Source organism: Candidatus Izemoplasma sp., assembly GCA_036172455.1.
GTDB lineage: Bacteria > Bacillota_I > Bacilli_A > Izemoplasmatales > Izemoplasmataceae > JAIPGF01.
Genome location: JAXKVY010000002.1, coordinates 266,060 through 286,563, shown reverse-complemented (window position 1 = coordinate 286,563; position 20,504 = coordinate 266,060). Strand labels below are relative to the sequence as shown.

Genomic DNA, 20,504 nt, shown 5'->3' with positions numbered 1-20,504 from the left:
GAAAGGATGTTTGTATGCGAATCGATAAAGTATTATCAAATTTACAGTATGGAAGTCGGAAAGAAATTAAACAATATATCAAAGACGGAGAAGTGACTATCAATGGAGAGGTAGTTACATCTCCTAAAGAACATGTTAATCCAGAAAAAGATACCATCACGTTTTTTGGTGAAACGATATTTTATCAGTCATCAATCATCCTTATGATGAATAAGCCAATGCACACTGTGTGCGCGAATCATGATCAACAATACCCGACCGTTTTTACAGAGTTAGATGAAAAATATAAGCGCCTTGACTTGAATAGTGTTGGCCGGTTAGACTTAGATACAACAGGTTTATTATTACTCACTAATGATGGGCAGTTACTCCATCAAATTATCTCACCTAAACAAGACATCTATAAAGTCTATGAGGCTACGATTGATAGACCATTTGATGATGTAAGTGTTTTGGCTAGTAAGTACACTTTATATGATCAACGTGACCGGCCATACACACCCAACAATGTTCGTGTGAAGCCAATATCTTCACATGTAGTAGAAATTGCTATTCATGAAGGTAAACATCACCAAATTAAAGATATGGTTGCCTATTTTGATCGTAACGTTACTGCCTTAAAGCGTACCCAAATTGGACGCTTACGATTAGATAAAAACTTATCTCCTGGTGAGGTTAGACCCTTGACAAAAGAAGAGCGCAAATCGTTATTTAATTAACGATTTGCGCTTAATTTTTGGATGATTGTGATTAGTTCTTTGGTGACATAAACTATATCATCTTTAGTTGTCTCGTTGCCCATAGAAAACCTAACAGCGCCTCTTAAGTAGGCGTCATCAACACCTATGTCTAATAATACATGACTAGGTGTAATCGATTCACTATCACATGCACTGCCCGTAGAAGCATAAATATTTGCTTGATTAAGGTAAAAAGTGATGTCATTATTATCCAAATCTTTGAAGGCTAGGTTTAAATGACCAGGTAATCGATTAGGTCCAACCTTAGGTCCATTTAAAATGTAGTCAATCCCGGCATCATCAAGTTGCTGTAAAAATTGATGGCTTAGTTGATCGAGATATTGGCGGTAATGAATGATATCTTCCATACCTACTTCAAGAGCTTCTGCAAGGCCAACGATATACGGAATATTTTCTGTGCCACTACGTAATCCATTTTCTTGTTGGCCCCCATGGATTAAGTTTTCTATTTCAATACCTGATTTTTTATAGAGGATTCCAACACCTTTTGGGGCATGAAACTTATGGCCTGAGATACTGGCTAAATCGACATTCGATTGATGCAAATTTAAAGGGACATGACATGTTGCTTGGACGGCATCTATATGAAGTAATGTATTATGTTCATGACAGACTTTTTCAATCGTAGAGATGTCTTGAATGGTGCCAATTTCATTGTTCGCATAAATAATACTCACCACAAGAGTCTGTTCAGTTATTGTTGATTTAAGCATATCTAAGTCAATGAAACCTTGTTCATCCACATTGATATAATGGATAGTATACCCTTGATTTTCCAAAAATGCGACAGTGTGCAATGTCGCATGATGTTCTATTTTAGTGGTAATGATCTCTTTTTTATTAGGATATTTATAAGCTAATCCTTTTAATGCCCAGTTTGTCGCTTCTGTCCCACCGCTTGTAAAATGAATTTCATCTTTATCGCAATGAAGTACTCGAGCAATCTTACGTTTTGATTGATTATAGGCTTTTCTAGCAGAAAAGCCTAGTTTATGTATACTAGAGGGATTACCAAATCCTTGTTTAAAATAGGGGATCATTTTTTCCAGTACGCGTGGACTTACTTGGGTAGTAGCGGCATGATCTAAATAGACCTCCATCGTGTCACCTCTCTAATCGAAATGTTAATTGGTCAATATCAGTAAAATCTAAGAAGTTTAAGTCATCTTGATATTGCTCGCCTTCAATGATTGTGCTTGCATCAAAAAGTTCTAACAATTTTTGTGCAAACTCTTTAACAATGTATGATTGATGAATAATACAGGGGTCTTCATCATCAAACAATTCGATACTACGTTTGATTAAAATATCTTCTTTAATTGGAATATTAAGTAATTTGCTATCAAAAATAATTTTGTCATTCTTGGTGATAAGCAACTTTTGATTCATCGTTACCCTCCTTTAAAAAATACGTGAAATATAATAAATAGCAATACCTAAAAACAGTACTGCATTGAGTAGTTTTATCGTATCAAGGTGTTCACGGATGTAATTGCTTGTTGCCATAATACCGCGTCCTTTAATGGCAATAACGGCAATAACAATAAGAGGTAATACAAACATAATGTTATACGCAATTAAAGCAAAGTATCCATAGACTGAATTAACAGTATGAATACCATACAGAATACTAAAATATATTTGGCCAGTACAAAGCAACTCTGTAATACTCAATGTGATGCCAAGAATGAATGTCACAACTAAGACACCAATAACACCTTTTTTACTTTGATTATTCATCATGTCTGTGAAAAATGTGACTAATTTTTTGTTATAGCGTTGAATGAATTTTGGTAATTGATTCTTAATTTTTCCATAATCTTGGTTTTTTGCTCTAAAATAATCATAGAGATTAATCGCAAATAAGAAAATACAAAGGATTGCGACAAACCAATTAACAATCGTTGCGATAAATGCTGCTTGAGCTTGAAAACGACTTAAAACATTTAATAATAAGGTACCAATAAGAAGATAAGATATAAATAGTGCAAAAATATAAACGACACTGACAAGAATTAAGAAACGTTTATTTTCACTAAATCCAAGTAAACTGACAAACAGTAAAAGTAACGCTATTGCGCACGGATTAAATCCATCTAATAACCCCGCGAATAAGACAGTTAAAAACCCTATGAAACCAGTGATTTGAGCATATGCATTCCCCTCTTCAACACTCACGTCTTTTAGAGGTGTATCACTTAGTTCATAGATTTCACCGTTATCAACAGCATCTTGAATATCCGTTAAGCCATCATAATAGGTGTCACCAACAAATATAACGGGGACACCACCTGAATCTCGTTCATAGGTTTCATTAAAAGCAGAAAATACATCTAATGCACGCACCTCAATATATTCTCCATCATCATTTGTATAACTATATTCATCAATGGTATCGTTTAACATAATGTCGTATATTAGGACATTAACACCTTGATTTCTCAATTTTTGGATATAGTCTTGATCTTCTATATACGTACCACCTGGTCCATCAGGAAGCCCTTGTAACTCAGCACATATAAGACAAGTTGTTTCTTTAAAATATACGGCAGTACGGGTTGTTTCAGCTCGTGTAGTAGGTACTGAAATAAGACTGACGATAAGTAGTACGAACACGAACAATAATCGCTTGGTTGCTTTCATATAATGCACTTCTCTCTTGTTGATATTCTGTATACCCTTATTATAAGTCGACATCTACTAGCAAGTCAAATAAAGGTATAAAATAATTTCATAGTCTAAGTTCTTGCATGAAAGTGTGTTTTTCCGTATACTAGTAATAGGTGAGAAAATGAATCAAGAAGTGATGATAAAAGCGTATGACTTAGTTGATGAAATTAAATCATCAGACGCTTATCAAGAGTATATAAAATTAGAAAATGATATCGCAAATAATAAAGATATACAAGAAACTGTTGCCCAGTTTCAAAAAGCAAAATCAGCGTACGAAGAAGCCAAACAATATGGCAAGCATCACCCTGACTTAAAATCACGGCAACGTACCTTAGCAGATGTTAAAAAAAATCTGTATAGTTATTCATCGGTTGCTAGATATAAACAACTTGAGATAAAACTACAAAAACAACTCGATCGTATATCTAAAACGATTGCCAACGCGATATCACTCCATATTCCCCACCCTAATGAGCTAGGGATACTTCAAGTAGAAAAAGGTGAGAACTCATGCTCAAACGAATCAGTTTAATCGTATATTTTAAAACGCCTAAAGTTTTAAGGCGCGTAAGAAAAATTTGTAATGTATCATACTATCATAAAAAAAGACGGTATGCGGTAGTGTATACTGACGAACACAAAATGACTGATGTGATGAATCGTTTAAAGCAATTAAGACATGTTAGAAACGTTGAACCATCACACGTTAATATGGATCGATACGAAATAGAATTGGATGTCAAGTAAAAATACTTGACACCCTTTTATTATAATGGTATAATTTTTCATGGTAAATTAGAAAAAGGAGGATTACGATGGCAGTTAAATTAAGAATGCAACGCTTTGGTGCAAAAAAACGTCCTTTCTATCGATTAGTAGCAGCCGATTCACGTGTTAAACGTGATGGAAGATATTTAGAAATCATTGGTACATATAATCCATTAACAGAACCTGCTACTGTCAAAATTGATGAAGAGAAAGCAAGAAAATGGTTAGATGAAGGTGCACAAATGACTGACACAGTTCGCAACTTATTTTCGGAAGCTGGACTTTTATCAAGAAAATCTAACAAGTAGTGGGTAAAAACATGGCAGTTAATTATGAAAAATTAATTCAAGAATTAGTCAAGCCATTAGTTGTTCACCCAGAAGACCTAATGGTAAAAAAGTTTTCTGAGGAAAATAACATGCTTACCATGCAAGTCATTGTCAATGACGATGACCTAGGAAGAGTAATCGGAAAGAACGGACGAATTGCCAATGCAATACGGACAATCTGTTACGCGAGTGCATCGCGTGAAGGCAAAAAAATAACGATTAACATTGACTCGTTTCAGACCTGATTTTTCAGGTCTTTTTTTGTTTTAATTTCAGTCACTTTGTCATATAATAAATATGGTGAGGGGAAGCGATGAAACTGAAAAATGGATTAGATTTAATTATTAGAACACCTTAGGTTGAAGATGCAAAAGTTGTTTTAGATAATATGAAAAAAGCCAATCTAGAAACAATGTATTTATTACGCGAACCTGAAGAGTTTACGATGACACTTGAACAAGAACAAGTCTTTATTAAATCAAATCAATCCTCAAAGAACCATTATGTTGTGGGCGTGTATGAGTGTGCTCAAGCAATTTCATAATCTTGGGATTGGATCAATGATGATAGAAACTTTACTCAAGGCGGCTATAAAAATGGGTAAAAACAAAATGGAACTTGATGTTCGTATAGATAATTACGCTGAAATTAGATTATATAAACGCTATGGGTTTTACATAGAAGGGACAATAAAAAATGGTTTTTTCATTGATAACCATTATATAGAATTATATCAAATGAGACAAATACTGGAGGCATAATATGGCACAGATATTAGAGGTGAAGAATGTTAAAAAAACATTCCATTTATCACGTAAACAACGTAAAATTGAAAAGACAGATCACAAGAAAAAAGTAGCGGTTAATGCTTTATCATTTACTGCTTATCCCGGTGAAATATATGGATTACTTGGACCCAACGGGGCGGGTAAAACAACCACATTACGGATGATTGCGACATTAATTAAACCGGATGAGGGTGATGTGTTTGTCGGTGGGACTAGCGTATTAAAAACACCAATTGATGTGAGGAAAAAGATTGGTTTTTTAACCAGTGAATTAAAACTTGAAGATCATTTCACCCCCAATTATTTATTTGACTATTTTTCACACCTACATGGTGTAGATGATGATATGATACCAAAACGAAAAGAAACGCTTTTTCAACAATTTGGTATCTCTGATTTTAAAGAGGTGAAGGTGGCTGACTTATCAACTGGTATGAAACAAAAGGCATCGCTTGCGATTAGTTTAGTTCATGACCCAGATTTTATCATATTTGATGAACCAACAAATGGCTTAGATGTTTTGACTGCGAAAAGTGTCACAGATTACCTCATTAAATTACGCAATGAAGGGAAAACAGTCATTATCTCAACTCACATATTAAGTGTTGTTGAAAAGATATGTGATCGTGTGGGTATTATTATAGATGGTAAAATGCAACTTTCTGATTCGTATGATAATTTAGTGAATCAAGGATATGAAGATTTAGAAACATTGTTTTTTGAGTTATTAGAAGCAGGTGAGACACATGCATAGTTGGCTAATTGTCTTTAAAAAAGAGTTTTATCGTGTATTTAGTGATCGTCGATTAATTTTTACTGCGATTATATTGCCGGGGTTAGCTATTTATGTAATGTATTCAATTATGGGTAGTGCTATTAACGGAGAAGTAGACGATATTACATCACATGAAATTATTGTCTATCATGATAATATGCCTGACAGTTACAAAACACATTTAACATCATTAAATAGGGACTTTGCTTTTCATGACGGTGAGTCACTATCACAAGACACAATTAAAGAAATGTTAAGTCAGAACGAGATGGATATTTATCTATCATTCCCAGAAAATTTTACCCAAGATCTTATTGATTATGATGATCCTAACTATACTATTCCAAGTGTAAACATCATTTATAACTCTGGTGAAAAATATAGTTCAAACAGTTATAGTGTTATCGCTAATGCCCTTAACAGCTATACGAATGAGATACTATATGGTCGTTTTGGTGATGGTATTGTAGCATTTCATTCAAGCATCACTGATACAGTCGATGAATCGCGTGCAACTGGGCAAATATTTGCCTCAATTCTACCAATGATTATTGTGATGTTTCTCTTTAGCGGTGCGATGAGTATTGGTCCTGACAGTATTGCTGGTGAGAAAGAACGTGGAACTGTCGCAACGTTATTAGTTACCCCAATCAAACGTAGTCAAATTGCTATTGGTAAAGTCATAAGTTTAACAGTCGTCTCTTTATTTAGCGCAATGAGTTCGTTTGTTGGCATTTTATTGAGTTTACCGAAGCTAATGAATATGGATAATCTTGGGGGGAATGTCAATATATATGGATTACAGGACTATTTGATGATTCTGCTTGTATTATTAATGACTGTCTTCTTTATTGTTGGTATCGTCAGTTTAGTAAGCACGTATGCAAAAACGATAAAAGAAGCAGGAATGTTAATTTTACCATTTTATTTTATTAGTATTATTGTTGGTGTATCAAGTATGTTTAATGGTGAAGCAGCAACTGATTTATGGGCCTATATTATCCCTATTTATAACACTATTAATTTACTCATCGCCATTTTAACTTTCGATGTAATAATGATGCATCTCATCGTGATGGTGATATCAAATACGATTTATGTCGTTATATTAATTTATTTTATGACACAAATGTTTCAATCAGAAAAAATCATGTTCCAAAGCTAGGTGATACAATGTTTTATACAATTGGTAAGTTGGTTAATACACATGGACTCAAAGGTACAGTGAAAATTAAACCATTCACAGACTTTTTAGAAGAACGTTTTGATGTTGGTTCACGGATCTTTATTGAACATAAAGGAGAGAAATTTCCTGTTATAATTACTTCATACCGTTTAACAAAAGGACTTGTTTATGTAACCTTTGAACAGTTTGATGATATCAATGACATCGCAAAATATAAAGGAAGTACGCTTTATGTTCATGAAGATGATTTGCATACTTTGAAAGAGGATGAATTTTATGTACGCGATTTAGTGGGTATAAAGGTATTTACAGATACATTGATTGGTGAAGTAGTGGATGTATATACCCATACTAATGATGATATATTAGTAGTGAAACGGTCTAATGCGAAAAATGCCTTGATTCCATTTCGGGATGCCTTTATAAAAGATGTGGATTTAGAAGCACGACAAATAGTGATTAAAGAAATTGAGGGATTACTATGAGAATTGATGTGTTAACATTATTTCCTGATATGTTTGAAGGTGTTCTCAATAATAGCATTATCAAACGGGCAATTGAACAAGATTTAGTCACTATTAATTTAATTGATTTCCGTAAATTTAGTACGGACAAGCACCATAAAGTAGATGATACCCCCTATGGCGGTGGGGCAGGTATGGTCTTACAGGTTGAACCTGTTCACGCAGCTTTACAATCGATTAAAGGATACAAACACGCCTTAAAAATCATCATGACACCCCAAGGGGTAAAGTACACTCAGAAAAAAGCATATACTTTAAGTGAAGAAGACCATCTCATTATTTTATGTGGCCATTATGAAGGGTTTGATGAACGTATCAGACAGTTCTTCGATCTCGAACTCTCAATTGGAGACTATGTTCTTACTGGTGGAGAGATTGCGGCAATGACAATCATTGATAGTGTTGTCAGGTTACTCGATGGTGCAATTGGACAAGCCGCATCACATGAAGAAGATTCCTTTAGTGAAAACTTACTTGAATATCCCCAATATACACGACCTAGAGAATATAAAGGAATGACCGTACCTGATGTGCTGTTAAGTGGCCATCATGAGAATATTAAGGCTTGGCGCAAGGAACAAGCTATTAAACGGACAAAAGAAAGACGTCCTGATTTGTATAAGATTTTCAATGAACAAACAGGTGAATAAAACTGTTGCATTCAGAGAAACGTTGTGCTATAATAATTAACGCTGTTTAATCTATCGTTAAGTGTTTGCTCCGCTTGGGAAATTCCTTATGAGCAAATGTAAAAAAGTAAGGAGTTGAAACCATGTCACAGCAATTGTTAGAAGCAATAACAAATGAGTTTAAGAAACCTGAGGTACCGACATTCAGACCTGGTGATACTGTTCAAGTATCTGTAAGAATTAAAGAGGGTGACCGTGAAAGAATCCAGATTTTTGAAGGATTAGTCATTAAAAAACGCGGCGGCGGTATTAATGAAACATTTACAGTACGTAAAGTTTCATTCGGTGTTGGAATTGAGCGGACATTCCCAGTACACTCACCACTTGTCGCAGACATTAAAGTCTTACGTCGTGGGAAAGTGCGTCGCGCGAAATTACATTACATCAGAGGACGTTCTACAAAACAATCTCGTATTAAAGAACGTAGATAACATTAAAAAACCATCGAAGGATGGTTTTTTTATTACATATGTGTAATGTGCACAAAAAAATGAAAACTTTTCATTTTTGTGCCCTTTCTACTTGAAAACATTTTCACTTGTGATATAATTTAGTATGATAGAAAGAAGGTGCTAAAGTATGAGTAAAGCAACAATTTATGATGTAGCTGGTGCTGCTCGTGTGAGTTTAGCAACAGTATCTCGTGCTATTAATAATCCAGAAAAAGTAAAACCAGAAACACGCGAACGCGTGTTAAAAGTAATTGAAGAGTTAGGCTATAAACCTAATGCATTCGCAAAAGGACTCGCTAGTCGCAAAAGTACAACAGTCGCTGTCGTTGTACCAGATATGTCTCGTGCAAGTATTGCCGAGATGATGAATGGAATTGCCGATATTGCCCGAGTTTATAAGTATTCTATCTTGCTCTATATCTTAGAAAGTGAAGAAGCGAGTGAGGAAGATATTTTAAGAGAGATTATAGCGGCACAAGTGGATGGTATTTTATATCTTAATGATGAAATTACTGAGGCACAGTATGCTTTCTTAAAAACGATAAAAAATACATATCAAATTCCAGTTGTATTAACCAATACCTTCTATCCAGAGGATAATGAAATACCATCGGTATCGATTGATTATGAACGTGCTGGATATGAAATTACGAAAAAGTTAATTGATGAAGGTAGAAAAAATATTTATATGGTATCAACAGTGAGAAAGTATATGGTAAATGATCTCAAAGAAGCGGGATATTTACGCGCTGTAAATGAAGCGAATTTACCATCAAAAGTGATGCGCACAAGTGGTCGTATTTCAATTAATACTGAACACTTTAACGAATATTTTAAAGATAATAAAGTTGATGGTGTTGTGGCTGTACGTGATTCGATTGCGATTTCATTTATGAATGTCGCATTTGCGAATGAAGTAAACGTACCAAATGATATTGGTGTTGTTGGTTTCCAAAACACGAAATATGCTCGATTATCTCGACCACAATTAAGTTGTGTCGATGTCCCTATTTATGACTTAGGGGCTGTTGGAATGCGCCTGTTAACAAAATTAATGAACAAAGAAGAAGTAGATGAGCGAGTGGTTAAGTTACCACACTCTATTGTATTAAGAAAAACAACAAAATAATGCAATGATTAAGCATGCATATCAGACTTATTGGATAGAGAATCAGTGGTTGGTGGAAACTGAGAATAAGTGATATGGTTACACTTAGGAGCATTTATGTGCAAAGCATAAACGGTGAATCCGTTATCTTCATTGAGTGCTAAGACAAATGTCTTAGAATTAAGGTGGTACCGCGGAAATATTGTCCGTCCTTTTATGAAGGACGGACTTTTTATATGAAAAAGGAGGAAATAGAAATGACATTATTAGAAGAATTAAAGTGGCGTGGCTTAATATATGATGTAACTGATGAAGCAATTGAATCTGTGTTAGAAAATGAAAAAGTAACCTTTTATGTGGGGGCTGATCCAACTGCGGATAGTTTACACGTCGGACATCTTATTAGCTACTTAGTATCAAAACGATTACAAGACAGAGGACATAACCCAATCTTAGTCATTGGTGGAGGAACAGGGTTAATTGGTGACCCAAGTGGGAAGAGTAATGAACGTAATTTGCTAACGTTAGAAGAGACTTTAAGTAACGCAGAAGCCATTACTAAACAAGTACTTAATATCTTGCCAGATGCACACGTGGTCAATAACTATGATTGGATCAAGAAATTTGATATTATTCGTTTTTTAAGAGATATAGGAAAACATTTTAATATCACCCATATGATCCAAAAGGACAGTGTGAAATCACGTTTAGAAAATGGAATTAGTTTTACAGAGTTTACGTACCAAATTATTCAATCCTTAGATTTCATGCATCTATATAAAGAAGAAAACTGTACATTACAAATTGGTGGCCAAGACCAATGGGGTAATATTACTGCGGGTCTTGAGTTGATTCGTAAGACACAAGGGCATGAAGCCAAGGCTTATGGACTGACATGGCCACTCTTAACTAAGGCGGATGGGACTAAATTTGGTAAAACGGCAGGTGGGGCTGTATGGCTTGATCCTAAACGTACAACACCTTACGAATTCTACCAATATTGGATTAATGCAAGTGATGATGATGCGATTTCATTATTGAAAAAATTCACCTTTAAAACGGTTGAAGAAACACAAACAATTATTGAAGAATTTAAAGCGGCACCACACAGACGCTTAGCCCAAAAAACAATTGCAGAAGAACTAACTACATTAGTACATGGTCAAGAAGCATACGAGTCTGCTGTAAGAATTTCTAATGCATTATTCAAAGGTGATATTAAATCATTAAACGTTTCTGAGATATCAGAAGGGTTTAAAGACGTGCCAAGTATTACATTAGAAGAAGATACTTCACTTATTGATACCTTAATAGCTGCTGGCTTAGCAAAGAGTAGACGTGAGTCGCGCGAGTTTATTAAAAATAATGCCATCAGTGTGAATGGAGATAAAGTGAAAGATCTTGAGTTCATTATTAAACAAAGTGGCGCAATAGATCAAACATTTACTGTTTTAAGACGTGGTAAAAAACGTTATGCATTAATCAAACACAAATAACAAAAGCATCCTTCGGGATGTGTTTTTGTAAAGAAAAAAATATAAATTAATTTTTATTAACTCTGTTAATAAGAATATATGTAAAATGATGTCAAAAATCAATATACAGCCTAGATAAGAGATAATCTATACTTTTATCATATTTGTCCAAATTTAAAAATATACCTTGACAAAGGGCATTTTCTCACGTAGACTGTAATTGTATAAGATAAATATTCAAAGGGCAAATACACAGAAATGTGTAGACGCAAAGTCACAGGGCTAATGGTTTTACCGATGCCGGCTGGGCCGCAATATTTTATTATGAAACAGGACATGTATGTTGTTTTTTTGAGACATCTTGTTTATATTGCGAAATGCGTACGCCTAATATTTATTAGGCGTATTTTTTATTTATTTTATGCAAATAAACTATAGGAGGATTTTTAAATGAGTGACAAACCAAAAGGCAAACTAAACGTTGGTGTGGATTTAGGAACTTCAAATCTTCTGATTTATGTTGAAGGCCGAGGGACGGTTTTTAACGAACCTAGTTATATTGCAGTAGATAAATTGACACAAAAGGTTGTATCAGTGGGTTACGAAGCGGCTGAATTAGTCGGTAAAGTACATGACAAAATTGAAGTCATTAAACCACTCAGCAATGGAGTGATTTCTGATATCGGAATGATAAAAGAAATTCTTCTATTTACATTTGATAAGTTATTTGTGAATAGTACAAATCAGATCGCTCGATTATTAATTTGTATCCCATCTGAGATATCAGAAACAGAGAAAGCTGCCATCTTACGATTGGGGAAAGAACTTGGTGTAGAAGACACCCGTATTGATGAAGAGATTAAAGCTGCAGCCATTGGATGCGGCGTCGATATCTTCCATCCATCAGGACGTTTCGTTATGGACATCGGTGGTGGAACGACAGACTTTGGTGTGTTATCACTTGGTGATGTCGTTTTATCAAGAACGATCACTGTTGCAGGATCATATTTTGATAAGCAAATTACGGAGTATGTCAAAGAAACACATCAATTAGAAATCGGACCACAAACAGCAGAGAACGCAAAGGTTCATCTAGCTTCTTTAACGGGAGATTTACCAACAGATGAGAATGGTAATGTGCTCACTTTTGAAGTGATGGGTCGTGATTTAGTTGGGGGATTACCAAAAATGGTTGTCCTAAAAGCTGAAGAAATTCGTAAAGTCTTGCTTGAATGTTTTGAAGCACTTAAAGCAAGTTTAATAGGAACCTTAGAATCGACCCCACCTGAATTATCTGGAGACCTTATTGATAATGGAATTATCATCACTGGTGGTGGTGCCATGATACGTGGTATAAAGACATATTTTGAAGATGTAACGCATGTTGATATCCATATATCAGAAACACCATTGACGGACGTCGTAGATGGAACAAAAAAATTACTCAAAATAGATCAAAAACACTATTTTGGAGAATTTTAGGAGGGTAAACAATGGCAAAAAATAAAAAAAGAATTGGTATTGGCATTGACCTCGGTACAGCGAATTTGCTTGTCTTTTTAGAACAAAAAGGCATTATATTTAACGAACCAAGCGTAATCGCGTTTGATCGTGAAAGTGGTAAAATTGTTGCAGCAGGAACCGATGCTCACAAAATGTTAGGAAAAGTGCACAGTAAAATAGAAGTAATCAAACCATTAAAAAATGGTGTTATTAGTGATATGAAAGCTGCTAAATTATTGCTTAGATATGTTCTTACTCAAATTGAAGATTTAACAGATGAAGATTTAAGTAATACCTCTAGTGTAATGTGTTGCCCAAGTGAAGTAACAAAAATTGAACGGGATATCATTATTGAGTTAGCGACTAATATGGGTATGCAAGAAGTATTGATTGATGAAGAAATCAAATCAGCAGCCCTCGGATCAAATATTGATATTTTTGAATCGAAAGGTGTCATGATGGTCGATATTGGTGGTGGAACTACTGATGTTGGAATCATGTCTTATGGTGACATCGTATTATCGCGTACAATTCGTATGGCAGGTAACTACATTGATAGCGAATTAGCAAAATATGTCAAACAAAAAGATAAAGTTGAAATTGGTGAATTAACAAGTGAGAAGGCTAAAATTAATTTGGCTGATTTACGTGAAGACGCCGTTGATAAATCAATGCGCTTCGCAGGGCGTGACATTGTACGTGGTGTGCCTAAATGGGTAACAATCACGAACGAAGATGTCTTAAAAGTCATCACACCAATTTATGAAGAAATTGTCAAACTAATCAGTGCAGTCTTGAAGGATACGCCGCCTGAACTAAGTGCGGACATCTATAAGCATGGTATCTATTTAACTGGTGGCGGAAGCCTTGTTAAAGGCGTTGAAGAATTTGTTAAAAAACGCATCAATGTACCAGTTAAAGTAGTTCCTAATCCATTGACTTGTGTCGCTGAAGGCTCTAAGTATTTACTGAAAAATCGTGGCGATTATTTAGTAAATCCATTGAAATTATAAGAGGTGAAAATGATGAGTAAAAAAGACGATTTAAAAGCCATTAAGGTTGGAATAGATTTAGGAACAGCAAATTTATTGGTGTATGTTGAAGGTGAAGGAATCATCTTTAACGAACCAAGTGTAATAGCGTTAGACTATGAGACAAATGAAGTTATTGCCGTTGGTAATAGTGCTGACACGATGATTGGACGGGGACATCATGGAATTCGCATTGTAAGTCCGTTAAATCAAGGTGTTATTTCCGATATGTATGCGGCTAAAAAAATGATTGAATTTGCCGTCAAAAAAGCTGAAAAAGTCGATGTTCAGTTAAAAACTTCAACATTGCTAATTTGTTGTCCAAGTGAGGTAACACAAATTGAACGGGATGCGATGACAGATCTAGCAAAAAGTATGAATGTTCCAGATGTCTTCATCGAAGAAGAAGTAAAAGCCGGTGGAATCGGTGCTGGTCTAGATATTTATGATAGTATAGGACATTTAATTGTAGATATTGGAGGCGGGAGTACTGATATTGGTGTATTATCACTTGGAGATATTGTTGTCAGTGAATCACTGCGAGTGGCAGGGAATTATCTCGATAATGTAATTATTAATCATTTACAATATAACCATGGTATCTTAGTGGGTAAGAAAACAGCGCAGCGGATTAAAGAAGACATTGGGACCGTGCGTAAAGACCTTAAAGAAGAAAAAGTTTCCCATGCAAATGGACGCGATATTGTATCAGGGTTACCAAGACAAATTGAAGTCAAGCAGTCTGAAATAAGAGACTTGTTCATTGAACCATTCCAAAACATTACCAATACTATATTAAAGGTTTTGCAAAGTACACCACCGGAATTAAGTGCTGATATTATTGAAAGCGGTATGTTTGTTAATGGTGGTTGTGCCTTAATTGATGGCGTCAAAGAATTCTTCGAAGAAGAAGTTGGATTAGAAGTACACATTGCTAAAAATCCACTGACTGCGATTGTTGAGGGAACCAAAGTTTTATTGCGAAACCGTGGTAATTATTACGTAAAACCTGTGGAATAATGTGAAGAAGTTTTCGGCAACATTCTATTTTGGGCTACTTGGAATCAGTATCTTAATTATCCAATCCATTATTACACAAAATATAATCGTTGTACTATTAAGTTTGATGGGGTTTGCTTTAATACTGTATTATCAAAATGAGCAAAAAGATGTCAAATTAGTGGTCTCAAAAGCGAAAATAGCGAAACACTTTAACCGTAGAGTCAGTACACATTACTTTGTAATGTTTATTGAAATAAAAAATTTGCCAATGTATAGCCAGTTTTTTGACCTTAAACTAACAGATTCTATTGCCCAGAATATTTATCGCAGTTTAAAAGACACCTTTGAGTCACCAACATTTCTATATGCGGTTAATCAACTGGTTGTCGTTGGTAAGTTCTCATCAGATGACTTGTCTAATGAAGCATTGCGCCATGATGAACAACTCACTATGATGCGTAAACTTTATAAACACATTAGACAGACAGAATTTGAGATTCATGGCAGTATGTATTACGGTGATTGTGTGATTGGATCCGGAAGTATTGGTTATAGCCAACACATCAAATCATTTGATCAACTTGTATCACTAGCACAATTTGCAATGATGCAAGCAAAAATAAAACATCAGCACTATTTAATAGCTGATGATAAAATGCGTATCGTTTATAATGACACGAGATTATTCTATCAAACATTAGAAAAAGGATTAGATTTGGATGAGTTTGAACCCCACTTTTTACCGATATTCTCTAAAGATAATTTAAATATTGTTGGTGTTGAGAGTCTCTTACGGTGGGAACAAAATGGCTATCGTGTGATTGAGGCAAATAAGTTTAAAGATATCGCATATGAAAAAAATATTATGCGCGAAATTGATTTACGTATCATAAAAAAAACCTTTAAACAGTACGCCTATTGGAAAAGAGAACAATTAGTTTCTGATGCTTTTAAAATTGTTTTAAATATATCTTCACGCGCTTTAACATCAATAAAAAAAGCGGAATTGTTAGAACTCATTCATACGTATGATATTGACTTAAGAAATATAGAATTTGATATTTCAGAACAGTCATTACACGATGAGCGTGTAATCAAAGCCATTAAAAATTTAGAAGAAATTGGGTTTCGATTCTCAGTAGACACCATAGAAGCAATTCATAATATTTTTGATTCGTTACTCGATGTTGACATCAAGACCATTAAATTAAATGCTAAAATGTTACCTAATAAATATAGTGGGAAAACAAAGCAGACGTTTTATAAGCAATTTGTGCGTATTGCACGCCACTTTGGTTATGAAATAATGAGTAAAGGTGTTGAAACAAAGCAACAACTTGAATTTACAAGGGAGTGCCGTGTTGATTATGTACAGGGCTATTATTTCACCCCACCTCTAAACAAAACATTGATTTATGAATATCTATACAAATATCGAGACGGTATTCAAGATTTGTTTTAACACCAATAAAAAAAGTAGAGTGAGAGCTCTACTTTTTTAGTCGTCACATTCTGTAATATGTGAATAAGCGGTTAAAAATATTTCTTTTACATGATTATCTTTTAGTGAATAGAAGACCTGTTTGCCTTCTTTTCGAGCAGACACCACGTTGTTGTCCCGTAATTGCTTTAGTTGATGACTAATAGCTGACTGTGAAGTATCTAACGCAAGCGAGATTTCTTGAACACAGTGCTCTGCTTTAGATAGCAAATCAATGATTCTGAGTCGTGTATAGTCTGAATAAATCTTGAATAGGTTAACTGTTCTTTCAAGATCTGATAAATGGTTCTTACTCATAAAAATACCCCCCTTATAATCGTTTTGAATAGATTAAACGTAAACTATTAAGAATAGCGATTAATGTGATGCCAACATCAGCGAATATGGCCATCCACATCCGGCTTATACCAAAAGCTGCAAGAAGAAGGAATAAGGCTTTGACGCCTAAACTAATAGTGATGTTTTGATAGACAATACGCTTTGTCTTTTTAGCTATTCGGAATGCTTTTTCTAGTAAGCCAATATCATTTTTCATGATGATAACATCGGCAACATCAATGGCTAGTTCACTTCCATCCCCCATGGCAACGCCAATATCTGCTTGTTTTAGTAATGGGGCATCATTGATTCCATCTCCGACGAATAATTTATATCCTTTTGATTCAATATCGTTAAACGCATCAATTTTGTCTTCAGGCAATAAATCGCTTCTGTATTTGATACCACCAAGTTCCATTGATACTTCTTTTGCGATGGCGTCGTTATCTCCAGTAAGCATTGTAATATCATATTCATAAGATAACCGTCTTAATGTGTTAAAACTTGAGTTCTTAATTGTATCACTTACCACAACTTTACCTATGTATTTTCCATATCTAGCGACATATACATTTGAGCCAGTGAGTGTTTTTTTATCTTTTACAGAAATATTATTTTTATTCATGAGTTTACGGTTTCCGACTAAAATTTTACCTTGTTTGTCTTCAACTACAAGTCCAAATCCCGGTAGTTCAGTGACATTGTCAAATTCTTTTAACGGACCTTTATAATATGATACAATCGATTTTGCGATGGGGTGGTTACTATAGTTTTCAACACTTGCGGCGAGTTCTAAGGCAAGATCACTTGTGTAATCACTGACTTGAAAGTCGCCATGAGTTAAGGTACCTGTTTTATCAATACCAATGCTGTCGATATTGGTAATCATATGAAGATAACTGCTACCTTTAAATAAAATTCCGCGTCTTGCTGAAGCACCAATACCGGCGAAGTAAGATAGAGGGATACCAAGCACTAAAGCACATGGACAACTAATCACAAGAAACTGGGCTGCACGGTAAATATAATCTTGATAACCACTAGGGTTAACTAAACTTGGAATGATAACCATTAATAATGCGAGGGCTGTGACTGTTGGTGTATAATAGCGCGCAAACTTAGTGATAAAGTTTTCAGCTTTTGCTTTGTGTGTGGTTGAGTTTTCGATCAAATCAAGCATTTTGGAAATGGTTGATTCTTTATACTCTTTTTTTGCTTCTATGTGAATCACGTTACCCACATTGATATTTCCACTTAATACATAGTCACCTTTTTTAACAGTAGATAATTTAGCTTCTCCCGTTAATGCACTAGTATTTAAGGAAGTCGTTCCTTTAATAATGAAACCGTCTATCGGTATCTTTTCGCCGTTTCTAACCACAATAATATCACCTTTAGTGATATACATGGGATCTTTAATAACAATCTCATCATTTTCTAAAATATTGGCATATTCTACTTTTAAATCAATTAAATTAGAAATATCATTTTTACTGCGATGTACAGCACGATGTTGTAAGTACTCACCTGCAGTATAAAGGATAATAACAAGCGCTGCTTCATACGGATGGCCAACAAACATAGCAGCTATGGTTGCGATGATCATTAAGGTGTTTTCATTAAAGAAATCTTTTCGTTTTAAACCGCGTATTGTTTTGGACATAATTTTATAAGCGATAAAGAGATAACCTACCCAGTATAATGAGTATTCTATCCAGTAGATATTAAAATATTGGAGTAAAAAGCCTATAATATAGATCGTGACCCCAATGAAAAACGTATAATATGTATCAATACGTTTTTTTGTTTCAATGAGATTACGTTTACTATATGGATAGGTTTCTACACCATCTTCTATTGAATCAACGATTTCTTTTATTTTTGGTAATGCATCAGTTTCATCAAAATCTTCTGTTACATCCATTAACATTACTTGATTAGGAAAATTAAATGTAGCTGAATTTATGTTGGGTAATTTTTTAAGTTCACGTTCTATTTTTCCCGCACATGTTGAGCACATTAAATTTTTCATTACTATTTTTGTTATCATGAAAGTCACCTCTTCGAGATTCCTTCCCCCTTATACTTATACCTTAGTCTATTATATATGAATCACGACTCACATGTCAAATCTTTTTACTGAAAACCTGATCATAAAAAGCATACTTCCTAATTGCAAAAAGATTAATAAAGTGTTATATTTAGTTGAAGAGGTGATTCCATGGATTTTATGGAAAATGTTCTTGATAATAAAGAGCAGATTATTAAGAAGACAAAAGAGTTATTATCGATACCGAGTGTCTTGGACCAATTTGATGAAAACAGTGAGACACCATTCGGTGAATCTATCCAAGAAGCTTTACAATATATGTTAACACTTGGCAAAGAAGATGGCTTCATTACTAAGAATGTTAAGAACTACGCCGGTCATATCGAATTTGGAGAAGGAGAGGACATTATTGGTGTATTATGTCATTTAGATGTTGTTCCTTCAGGAGATGGATGGACACATCCACCATTTGATCCATTTGTAAAAAATGGCAAGATTTTCGCCCGGGGTTCAAACGATGATAAAGGACCTACTATGGCAGCCTATTTTGCCCTTAAATTATTAAAAGAATCAGGGTTCACGCCTAAAAAACGGATCCGTATCATATTAGGTACAGATGAAGAAACAGCGTGGCGAGGTATTCATGAATATTTTAAAACAGAAGAGATGCCGTCAGTTGGATTTGCACCTGATGCGATGTTTCCGTTAATATATGGTGAAAAGGGTATTTTCTCATTTGATTTAACAGGCGAAGTAAAAGATGATACCCTTATTTCATTTGAATCGGGAAATCGGTATAACGTCGTACCTGATGTCGCTACATGCGTGCTAAAAAAAGATGTTAGTGAGGCTTTTGAAAACTTTTTAAGTTTTAATGGCTTTAAAGGTAAAGTAGAAGGTGATACATACACTGTATATGGAAAACGCGCACACGCGATGCAACCAAATGTTGGCATTAATGCTGCATTTATCTTAGCGCAATTTTTAAATGAACATACTGATAATGACTTTATTAAATATATTAATGATTATCTGTCATTTGATTATTTAGGTGAAAAATTAGAAATTGATCACTACGATGATGAAATGAAAGAGTTCACAATGAACCCTGCTGTTTTTCATTATGACGGGGCAAACTTTAAAATTGGTGTCAATTGTCGTTATCCTAAAGGATGGAACAAGGAAAAAGCTGTTGAGTCTATTCAACGTAGTTTAAAAGAAAATGGCTTTATATACACGAACAAAAATGACATGCCTATACATTACGTTGAAAAAGAAGATAGTCTTGTACAAACCTTACTTAAAGCTTACCGAAAATATACTGATGATGATACTGAACCGATTACTATTGGTGGCGGAACTTATGCACGTTCACTAGATAAGGCAGTCGCATTTGGTCCATTAATGCCAGGACGTAAAGAAGTAGCGCATCAAGTGGATGAATATATGGTGGTTGAAGATCTTTTAAAAGCAACAGCTATCTATATGGAATCGTTATATCAATTAACCAAAGAAGCTTAAGAAGCACATCGTGCTTCTTTTTTGGTTTTAGGTTTGAGTTTGATAACACA

At 34.7% G+C, this 20,504-nt stretch carries 24 protein-coding genes, 1 riboswitch and 1 other annotated feature; of the genes, 19 read left to right on the top strand and 5 right to left on the bottom strand.

The window, feature by feature from the left end; genetic code table 11:
- The first annotated feature begins 14 nt into the window (after positions 1 to 14).
- Complete coding sequence (locus tag UMR38_03995) at positions 15 to 719, top strand: pseudouridine synthase (GenBank protein ID MEC9485022.1); 705 nt, start codon at positions 15 to 17, stop codon at positions 717 to 719.
- Here the strand turns inward: UMR38_03995 and UMR38_03990 are convergent.
- The 3 genes from UMR38_03990 to UMR38_03980 are packed head-to-tail and all read right to left on the bottom strand — an operon-like array spanning position 716 to position 3,404.
- Complete coding sequence (locus UMR38_03990; GenBank protein ID MEC9485021.1) at positions 716 to 1,861, bottom strand: cysteine desulfurase family protein; 1,146 nt, start codon at positions 1,859 to 1,861, stop codon at positions 716 to 718. The genes UMR38_03995 and UMR38_03990 overlap by 4 nt on opposite strands.
- A 4-nt stretch (positions 1,862 to 1,865) precedes the next feature.
- Positions 1,866 to 2,150 (bottom strand): hypothetical protein, encoded by a 285-nt coding sequence (locus UMR38_03985; protein MEC9485020.1) that lies wholly within the window; start codon positions 2,148 to 2,150, stop codon positions 1,866 to 1,868.
- 12 nt (positions 2,151 to 2,162) lie between these two features.
- The gene (locus tag UMR38_03980; GenBank protein MEC9485019.1) at positions 2,163 to 3,404 is read right to left on the bottom strand and encodes a hypothetical protein; all 1,242 of its coding nucleotides are present in this window, start codon (positions 3,402 to 3,404) and stop codon (positions 2,163 to 2,165) included.
- A gap of 148 nt (positions 3,405 to 3,552) precedes the next feature.
- Between UMR38_03980 and UMR38_03975 the strand changes: the two genes are divergently transcribed.
- The 17 genes from UMR38_03975 (at position 3,553) to UMR38_03895 (ending at position 16,526) form a co-directional block, all read left to right on the top strand.
- Complete coding sequence (locus UMR38_03975) at positions 3,553 to 3,966, top strand: YlbF family regulator (GenBank protein MEC9485018.1); 414 nt, start codon at positions 3,553 to 3,555, stop codon at positions 3,964 to 3,966.
- Positions 3,945 to 4,181, top strand: coding sequence for a DUF2129 domain-containing protein (locus tag UMR38_03970; GenBank protein MEC9485017.1), 237 nt, complete (start codon positions 3,945 to 3,947; stop codon positions 4,179 to 4,181). Before UMR38_03975 ends, UMR38_03970 begins: the two co-directional genes overlap by 22 nt.
- 68 nt (positions 4,182 to 4,249) lie before the next feature.
- On the top strand, positions 4,250 to 4,510 hold the full coding sequence (gene rpsP / locus UMR38_03965) for a 30S ribosomal protein S16 (protein MEC9485016.1): 261 nt from the start codon (positions 4,250 to 4,252) through the stop codon (positions 4,508 to 4,510).
- A gap of 11 nt (positions 4,511 to 4,521) precedes the next feature.
- Complete coding sequence (locus UMR38_03960; protein MEC9485015.1) at positions 4,522 to 4,776, top strand: KH domain-containing protein; 255 nt, start codon at positions 4,522 to 4,524, stop codon at positions 4,774 to 4,776.
- 143 nt (positions 4,777 to 4,919) lie between these two features.
- The gene (locus UMR38_03955) at positions 4,920 to 5,075 is read left to right on the top strand and encodes a hypothetical protein (GenBank protein ID MEC9485014.1); all 156 of its coding nucleotides are present in this window, start codon (positions 4,920 to 4,922) and stop codon (positions 5,073 to 5,075) included.
- Positions 5,050 to 5,292: a GNAT family N-acetyltransferase gene (locus UMR38_03950; GenBank protein ID MEC9485013.1), complete on the top strand. Its 243-nt coding sequence runs from the start codon at positions 5,050 to 5,052 to the stop codon at positions 5,290 to 5,292. Before UMR38_03955 ends, UMR38_03950 begins: the two co-directional genes overlap by 26 nt.
- 1 nt (position 5,293) lies before the next feature.
- Positions 5,294 to 6,073, top strand: coding sequence for an ABC transporter ATP-binding protein (locus tag UMR38_03945; GenBank protein MEC9485012.1), 780 nt, complete (start codon positions 5,294 to 5,296; stop codon positions 6,071 to 6,073).
- Complete coding sequence (locus UMR38_03940) at positions 6,066 to 7,259, top strand: ABC transporter permease (GenBank protein MEC9485011.1); 1,194 nt, start codon at positions 6,066 to 6,068, stop codon at positions 7,257 to 7,259. Before UMR38_03945 ends, UMR38_03940 begins: the two co-directional genes overlap by 8 nt.
- Positions 7,260 to 7,267: 8 nt before the next feature.
- Positions 7,268 to 7,765 (top strand): ribosome maturation factor RimM, encoded by a 498-nt coding sequence (gene rimM / locus UMR38_03935; protein MEC9485010.1) that lies wholly within the window; start codon positions 7,268 to 7,270, stop codon positions 7,763 to 7,765.
- The gene (gene trmD, locus UMR38_03930) at positions 7,762 to 8,454 is read left to right on the top strand and encodes a tRNA (guanosine(37)-N1)-methyltransferase TrmD (GenBank protein ID MEC9485009.1); all 693 of its coding nucleotides are present in this window, start codon (positions 7,762 to 7,764) and stop codon (positions 8,452 to 8,454) included. Before rimM ends, trmD begins: the two co-directional genes overlap by 4 nt.
- A 122-nt stretch (positions 8,455 to 8,576) precedes the next feature.
- Positions 8,577 to 8,924 carry a 50S ribosomal protein L19 gene (gene rplS, locus UMR38_03925; protein ID MEC9485008.1) on the top strand — a complete coding sequence of 116 codons (348 nt, stop codon included), beginning with the start codon at positions 8,577 to 8,579 and terminating at the stop codon, positions 8,922 to 8,924.
- A gap of 148 nt (positions 8,925 to 9,072) precedes the next feature.
- Positions 9,073 to 10,074: a LacI family DNA-binding transcriptional regulator gene (locus UMR38_03920; protein ID MEC9485007.1), complete on the top strand. Its 1,002-nt coding sequence runs from the start codon at positions 9,073 to 9,075 to the stop codon at positions 10,072 to 10,074.
- Positions 10,070 to 10,270: a binding site (T-box leader), on the top strand. It overlaps the preceding gene by 5 nt.
- A 40-nt stretch (positions 10,271 to 10,310) precedes the next feature.
- Positions 10,311 to 11,549 carry a tyrosine--tRNA ligase gene (tyrS, locus tag UMR38_03915; protein MEC9485006.1) on the top strand — a complete coding sequence of 413 codons (1,239 nt, stop codon included), beginning with the start codon at positions 10,311 to 10,313 and terminating at the stop codon, positions 11,547 to 11,549.
- Between the two features lie 212 nt (positions 11,550 to 11,761).
- A riboswitch (cyclic di-GMP riboswitch) is annotated at positions 11,762 to 11,845 on the top strand.
- A 133-nt stretch (positions 11,846 to 11,978) separates the two neighbouring features.
- On the top strand, positions 11,979 to 13,010 hold the full coding sequence (locus tag UMR38_03910; protein ID MEC9485005.1) for a rod shape-determining protein: 1,032 nt from the start codon (positions 11,979 to 11,981) through the stop codon (positions 13,008 to 13,010).
- Between the two features lie 11 nt (positions 13,011 to 13,021).
- A complete protein-coding gene (locus UMR38_03905; protein MEC9485004.1) occupies positions 13,022 to 14,044 on the top strand; it encodes a rod shape-determining protein in 1,023 nt (340 codons plus the stop codon).
- 12 nt (positions 14,045 to 14,056) lie between these two features.
- Positions 14,057 to 15,082, top strand: a complete 1,026-nt coding sequence (locus UMR38_03900; GenBank protein ID MEC9485003.1) for a rod shape-determining protein — start codon at positions 14,057 to 14,059, stop codon at positions 15,080 to 15,082.
- Position 15,083: 1 nt separating this feature from the next.
- Positions 15,084 to 16,526, top strand: a complete 1,443-nt coding sequence (locus UMR38_03895) for an EAL domain-containing protein (protein MEC9485002.1) — start codon at positions 15,084 to 15,086, stop codon at positions 16,524 to 16,526.
- A 36-nt stretch (positions 16,527 to 16,562) separates the two neighbouring features.
- On the opposite strand, the gene UMR38_03890 is transcribed toward UMR38_03895, so the two are convergent.
- Complete coding sequence (locus UMR38_03890; protein ID MEC9485001.1) at positions 16,563 to 16,862, bottom strand: metalloregulator ArsR/SmtB family transcription factor; 300 nt, start codon at positions 16,860 to 16,862, stop codon at positions 16,563 to 16,565.
- A 13-nt stretch (positions 16,863 to 16,875) separates the two neighbouring features.
- The gene (locus UMR38_03885) at positions 16,876 to 18,933 is read right to left on the bottom strand and encodes a heavy metal translocating P-type ATPase (protein ID MEC9485000.1); all 2,058 of its coding nucleotides are present in this window, start codon (positions 18,931 to 18,933) and stop codon (positions 16,876 to 16,878) included.
- Between the two features lie 171 nt (positions 18,934 to 19,104).
- Between UMR38_03885 and pepV the strand changes: the two genes are divergently transcribed.
- Positions 19,105 to 20,454 (top strand): dipeptidase PepV, encoded by a 1,350-nt coding sequence (gene pepV, locus UMR38_03880; protein MEC9484999.1) that lies wholly within the window; start codon positions 19,105 to 19,107, stop codon positions 20,452 to 20,454.
- Positions 20,455 to 20,504 lie beyond the last annotated feature (50 nt).